The organism is Streptomyces sp. NPDC045967, assembly GCF_056430495.1.
In genome coordinates this window covers 264247-270246 of sequence record NZ_JBWKLE010000009.1, presented here as the reverse complement: position 1 = coordinate 270246, position 6000 = coordinate 264247, and the positions used below count along the sequence as shown (strand labels likewise).

The following is a 6000-nucleotide window of genomic DNA, read 5'->3' as shown; positions in this document are numbered from 1 at the left end:
CCCGCGGAGCGGGTACCTGAGCGCTGCGCGCTCAGGAGAGACTGGCCTCGCTGCGCTCGGCCGAGGGCGCCTTCGGCGCCTTGCCCCTCCGCTTCGCTCCAGGGCAATGAACCGCCTCGCTGCGCTCGGCGGGGCTCGGCTTCGCCGAGCCAGAGCCGGCCCTTCGGGCCGGAGTCCTGCGCTGCGCTCCGGACTGTTCGGGTTCCGCTGCGCTCCATCCGAACTGCCTGCTTCGCAGGCTTGGATGACCCCGTTTCACGGGGTCCGGGCCTTCGGCCCGTTGGGTGTGTCCGCTCCGCTCCCCCACCGGATCCTTCCGGCTCCGCCTCCAGGACCAGTAGCAGCATGGTTCAAAATAGCTCTCGGATCAGCTCAGGATCTAAGGCCATGGTCCGCTCCGCTGACCCGCGGCACCTACGGTCTGGGGTGCCGCAGCGATCCGTCATCAGCCACTCCAACTGCCCAGTCTGCTGAACGCCCAGCGCAGCACCTCCCGGTCAGGGTGGTCGCGGCCTGTCCGTTCAAGTGCGGTCAGAGTGTGGGCTGTTAGCCGGGCCCAGTTACGGAAGTTGCCATGAGCCGCGTGGCGGTCGGCGAAGGCGATGTCCACGGGATCAGTCCGTGCCCAGACAGGGTGGTAGAGGGGGATGACCTGCTGAACTTCCTCCAGAGTGAGCTTGGTGACGTGCTGCCAGATGAAGATGCGCGAGGAGAGCATCGGCTCCTTCCGCAACACCGTGTGCGCCCCCTCGCCGCCGGCGAAGACAATCGCGATCTGCGAGTACGGGTGGTCCCAGACGAACCGGAAATATTCGAACGTCTCTCGATTAAGCCACTGAGCTTCATCCACGACCAGCGTACGCGGCTGCGCGGCCAGCGAGTCCAGCAGCAGCCGATCGAACTCGGACGGGTGACGCGGGGGTTCACCCGGCAGACCGAGCGCAGCGAAGAGCTCGTGGCGCACCGCTCGGGCGGTCGGGCGGGCGCGGAAGGCGATCCGGCAGACCTCCTCGCCACGGGTCCGCTCAAGCTCACGCAGGCAGACGTTCGCGGCAAGGGTCTTGCCCACACCTGCCGGGCCGTGGAGGCACATCATCGCCCTGGCATCGATCGTGTCGGCGATGTTCTCCCGGGCCGCCAAGAGCGCCCGGGTCGTGACGACCGCGGCGTCCGCGAGCGGGGCGTAGTGATCGGTCTCCCTCGGCGGCAGCTGGCTCGTCATGGCTTCTCTTCCCGGATGGCAGGGCGCAGGGAGTCTGGGGTGTTCCAGTCATCGGGCGGCGGGGCGTGCGGGATGAGGTCGGGCAGGGCCAAGGCCGCCATGTCGCTGTCGGATGCCGCAGCGAGTTCCTGATCGGCTTCAGCTGCCGTGACGGCGCCCAGGCGCTGCGCGGGCGTCGGAGCGGTGGCCGGGGCGAAGCGCTGCCGGCGCAGGGCCTCGGCCTTCTTCGTCTCCTCGCGCAGGCGTCGGGCCCGCACGGTGCGGGTGCGGCGCAGTTCGTCGAGCTGTTCGGGTGTCGCGGCGTCGGCAAGGTGGGCGGTACCGAGGTGGCGGCCGGCCAGATCGCAGACCTCGATCTCGTGATCGTGGTGGGGCATGTGCCGGATCCGGACGCTGCGGCCTGCTTGGCCTGCCATCCAGGCGCCCAGGTAGTCCCGGCCCCGCCAGCGCACCCCGTGGCTGCTCAGCTTCCGCACCCGGCCGTCGTCCTCCAGCATCAGCCCCCACAACGCGGCCTCGGGGATGTCCGAGAGCGGCGTGGGGTCGGCCAACCATGCCTCGACGGGAGTCCGACCGCCCAGGTCGGCGGGCCGGTGCTCGGTGTTCCACCACCGCGCCCAGTCCATGACCTCCGCAGTGAACTCGGCGAACGTCAGCGGCACCAGGTCGTCAGGCTCGGACTTCTTCTTGGCACGCCGAGGCTTGGGAGTGAGCGTGTAGCCGGGCAGAACGGCAAAGAGCATGCGGTCGGCACACCGGTTGAGGTTCTCCACCGTGCCCTTCAGATGAGGGCTGTAGGCAGGCAGATCCTCGAACTTGGTATCCAGCTCGGTGAAGGCCGCCAAGACCGTCCTCGACAGGAAGTCCCGGCCCCGGTCGACGCGCACGTGCTCAGGGATGCCGCCCGCCGGCCCGTACGGGCCGGTGCGCAGCACCGCGGCACGCAAAGCGGCCAGGATCGAGGCCCGGGACGGATGGCCAGGGGTGACCGCGGTACCGGTGATGACCTTCGTCGCGACATCGATGAACCACGTCACCCAGGGGCGCACCCGTTCTCCGTCGGCGTCGACCAGGAGCGGTGCCTGGACGTGGTCGGCCTCCCACGTGTGGTTCCGCCACACACGGGGGCGCCGACCGAACACGTCGTGCGCCCGGGCCACCTCCGGGCCCCGGGCCAGACCCGCGCGCTCGCCCACGGTCAGGTCACGACGCACCGCGCGCAGGAACGTCGACAACGACGGCACCGGATCCAACAACGGCACCGCCTCCACGGGCACCCCACCCGGCACCGACGCGGCCGGCTCCCCCGCTGCGGCCCGAGCACGCACGATCAGCTGCCGGTGGACCGCAGAGGCGTTCCCTCGCCAGTACGCCAGCAGCACCCGCACCTGCGGCGTCACCTCGAACCGGTCCGCTGGCCGCTCCCCCGGACGGTCCGCCATACGGGGCTCGGCTTCGGCCTGCGCGAGCCACCGCCACACAGTCCGTTCCGATACCCCCAGGCACTCCCCCGCAAGGCGCACATGCCCCCGCGAAAGCCTCCCTTGGCCCCGCAGCCGCAGCAGCTGCTGAACCGCAGGACCGCGCAACGCCGCGAGCGCCGGACCCGGGAGCTCGGGCAATGGTTTTGGCACGTCCAGCGGAGCCGACTCTCCCGCCTCGGATGAACTGATCATGGAACCACTCCCTGCCGCCCGGTCTTGATCCCTCCTGCACCCGCTGACCGTCACGGGTAAGGACCCAGCCGGACACAGACCTGCTCGATCAGTGCACGGTCCACATGTACATCCCGGCCTCGCTTGGCCAGGGCGTAGACGTGGGAAGTCATCTTCGCCCAGGTCCGGAAGTTTCCCCGCGCCACCGTGGAGTCCGCCCAGACCACATCCGCCGGGTCCACGCCCTCCCACACCTCGTGGAAGAGGCGCAGCGTCTCAACGAGCCCACCCTGTTCCAGCCCGGCGGTCTGGTGCCAGGTCAACACCCGCGACCTCAACGCCGGCACCCGAGTGATCACACGCTCCGCGCCCGCCCCGCACAACACCAGCGCCGCGGCCGTCCCCGGCTCGTCCCACAACAGCCGCAGATAGTCCAGCAGCGGCGGAGACAAGCGCTGGGCGTCATCAAGGAACAACACGCCCGGCCTTCTCAGCACCTCACCTAAAGCACGCTCCGCCGCACCCGCACGATGCGCCAAAGATCCCGCCGGCAGCCCGCACGCCTCCAGCAGCGAAGCGCGCATCTGCGGCAGGCCCGGCTTCACCCCAACCACCGCCCGCCAGACCGGCACCCGGGAAGGCAGAAGATGCAGCGCCTGCTGCACCGCCACCGTCTTCCCCACCCCCGGCTCCCCGAACACACACCCAATCCCCCGCGCGGCCACCGTGTGCCCCACCGCTTCCACCACCGCAGCCACCAAGGCCGTCGACACCACCCGCGCACCCGGCACAAACAACCGCACCCCACCCCGCGACGCACCGATGTGATCCTCGGCGGCCTCGCCCGTCCCGGGCCCAGGCGAGGCCGCCGGGTCCGCGTCAACCACCGGCAGGCCCTCACCCGCCCGCTGCAACTTCAGCTCGGCCAGGATCCGGTCATAGCGGCCCGCTTCGACCCGGTTCCGGGACGGCCGCGCCACCTCCAGTACCCGGCCCGCCTGCAGATCCCGGCGCACCACACGATGCAACGTCCCCAACGACGGCGCACTCCCCGGCGACGGCGATCCGTCTGCCGTCAGCCGCCGGTGCAACGCCGCGACGTTCCCGCCCACCTCAGCCAGAACCTGCCACTGCTCGTCATCCAGAGTGAACCCGTCCTGCCGCCCTGCCGGCTCCAGGCGGCCCTCACGCGCCTCCGCCAGCCACTTCCACACCGTCCGGACCGTCACACCCGCGGCCTCGGCCATCACCCGCACATGCAGCGACGACACCGACCCCGGTCCCTGATCCACCGCCAACAACCGACGCACCACCACACCACGCGCCAACCGCAACTCCTCACCCATGCCAACCAGCACAGCCCGACCCCGGCCAGGCGCACACAGGAATGGGCAACCCCATGACAGCCAACCGCCCTGCTGCTATGCAGCCCATGGCAGCAGCTTGGTCACCCCATGACAGCCAAGATCAGCTGTTCGCGCGCCTACAGGCACAAGGCGAAACCCCGGACAGCCAAGGGGCCGACGAGGCACCATGCTCGAATGAAGAAGTGCCTGTTCTGCGGCCGGTCAGCACCCGAAGTCAAAATGTCCGGCGAGCACGTCCTCCGCCGCGAACTCGCCAACCAAGTTCTCTGGGAAGCCCCGAAACAGCGAACCGAGATACTCATCCGAGTCGACGCAGAAACCGGAATGCCGGTGGCGAAGGCACGAGAGATACCCCAGTCCATCCTGGACCAGAAGCTCAACGACGTCTGCCGCGACTGCAACCAGGGCTGGATGAACACCCTGGAAGTCCTCGCGGAGAAGACCCTGGTACCCCTCCTCCGCGGCCAGCACACGCACGTCAGCGCAGCCGACGCAGAGGTCCTCGCCACCTGGGCGGCCAAGACTGCCATGGTCAGAGCACGCGTGGAAAGCGATCCCTACGCCGTCCCGGCAGACCACCGCACCCACATCATGACTACCAATACCCCGCCGGCGAACCTCACCGTCTGGGCCGCAGCATGTGAACCTCACCCCAGCGCCAGAACAAGGCACTACCAGGTCAAGATCCCCCTGCCGGGAACACCCATCACAGAAACCGACGAAGACGGCGACACCTGGGTCGTCGGCGTCGAGGCCGAGCAAAGCCTGGGGCACGTGACCACCCTCGTGATCAACCACGTCGCGCTCTTCATCGCCGAGGCCGATTCAGAGACGCTTCACACCGACCTCGTCACAACGCTCGACCCCACAGGTACAGCCACCAAACTCTGGCCAGACCCCCAAGCCTTCAACTGGCCACTCTCACCGGCACTCACACCCGACCAGATCGACGGCATCGGAGACCTCACCCAGCCCCTACCCAGCACAGCCACCGGCTGACACCCAACCGCTGTCACCACCCCGCACACTCACACCCAGCGGATTACTTCAAGATGGCTCCCGTTACTGCATATATGCTTACCCGGCGCCCCACATATGCGCGTAAGAGTTAAAGTTGCATGTCCACTGTGTGGCCTGGGCATTATTCGAGGAACTTCCACCGTAAATGGTCAAACATTTCCCGGATTTCCCGTTGACCAGCACGGCAATGTTTATGTCGGTACCCTTCCACTGTTGCGAGGGGTCACCGTTGCATTCCCACAGGACCATGTGATTGCCATTTTGTGTACCACCCCCGTAGGGAGTCAGGCATTTTCCGTTGGCATTCTTTATCTCGTAGTTGTCGCCCCAGTACCATTTTTGAGCGGAAGACCCATTGCAATCCCACTGCACTACATTGGCACCGTTACTTGAACTGCCCCCATAGGGAGTCAGGCATTTACCGCTTTGCAAGTTATACAGCGGAGCCTGTATTGCGGCGGTGGCGTTCCCCATGGTGAGGAGAGTGGCGCTCGATATGACGCCGGATATTATAGCGAGGCGAAGTTTCCCTCGTGTAACATTCATCTAAATCCCCTTAGTGAGAGCAGGAGGGAGATTACCATAAAGATGATCTTCCCGTGCAGCGCGCAGCCTCATGGTTAGGGCGGTCCGACATCCCCCGACACCGGCCGTACCCTCTGCTGAAATCTCTCGAACTGCCTCCAAGCCCCACGCCGTTCCTGGGACCGTGGCTGCATGGTCACCACCAGCAGCC

The 6000-nt window shown here is 67.3% G+C and carries 5 protein-coding genes; 1 reads left to right on the top strand and 4 read right to left on the bottom strand.

The window, feature by feature from the left end; translation table 11 throughout:
- Positions 1–445 precede the first annotated feature (445 nt).
- The 3 genes from AC07FY_RS20180 to AC07FY_RS20170 form a co-directional block, all read right to left on the bottom strand.
- On the bottom strand, positions 446–1222 hold the full coding sequence (locus tag AC07FY_RS20180) for an AAA family ATPase (protein WP_479007995.1): 777 nt from the start codon (positions 1220–1222) through the stop codon (positions 446–448).
- Positions 1219–2787 (bottom strand): Mu transposase C-terminal domain-containing protein, encoded by a 1569-nt coding sequence (locus AC07FY_RS20175; RefSeq protein ID WP_479008016.1) that lies wholly within the window; start codon positions 2785–2787, stop codon positions 1219–1221. Before AC07FY_RS20175 ends, AC07FY_RS20180 begins: the two co-directional genes overlap by 4 nt.
- Before the next feature lie 161 nt (positions 2788–2948).
- Entirely contained in the window at positions 2949–4223 is a 1275-nt protein-coding gene (locus tag AC07FY_RS20170) for an AAA family ATPase (protein ID WP_479007993.1), read from the bottom strand.
- Between the two features lie 195 nt (positions 4224–4418).
- On the opposite strand from AC07FY_RS20170, the gene AC07FY_RS20165 reads away from it, so the two are divergent.
- On the top strand, positions 4419–5243 hold the full coding sequence (locus tag AC07FY_RS20165; protein ID WP_479007992.1) for a hypothetical protein: 825 nt from the start codon (positions 4419–4421) through the stop codon (positions 5241–5243).
- Between the two features lie 78 nt (positions 5244–5321).
- Here AC07FY_RS20165 and AC07FY_RS20160 read toward each other — a convergent pair whose 3' ends face one another.
- Positions 5322–5738, bottom strand: coding sequence for an RICIN domain-containing protein (locus AC07FY_RS20160; protein ID WP_479007990.1), 417 nt, complete (start codon positions 5736–5738; stop codon positions 5322–5324).
- Between the last annotated feature and the right edge of the window lie 262 nt (positions 5739–6000).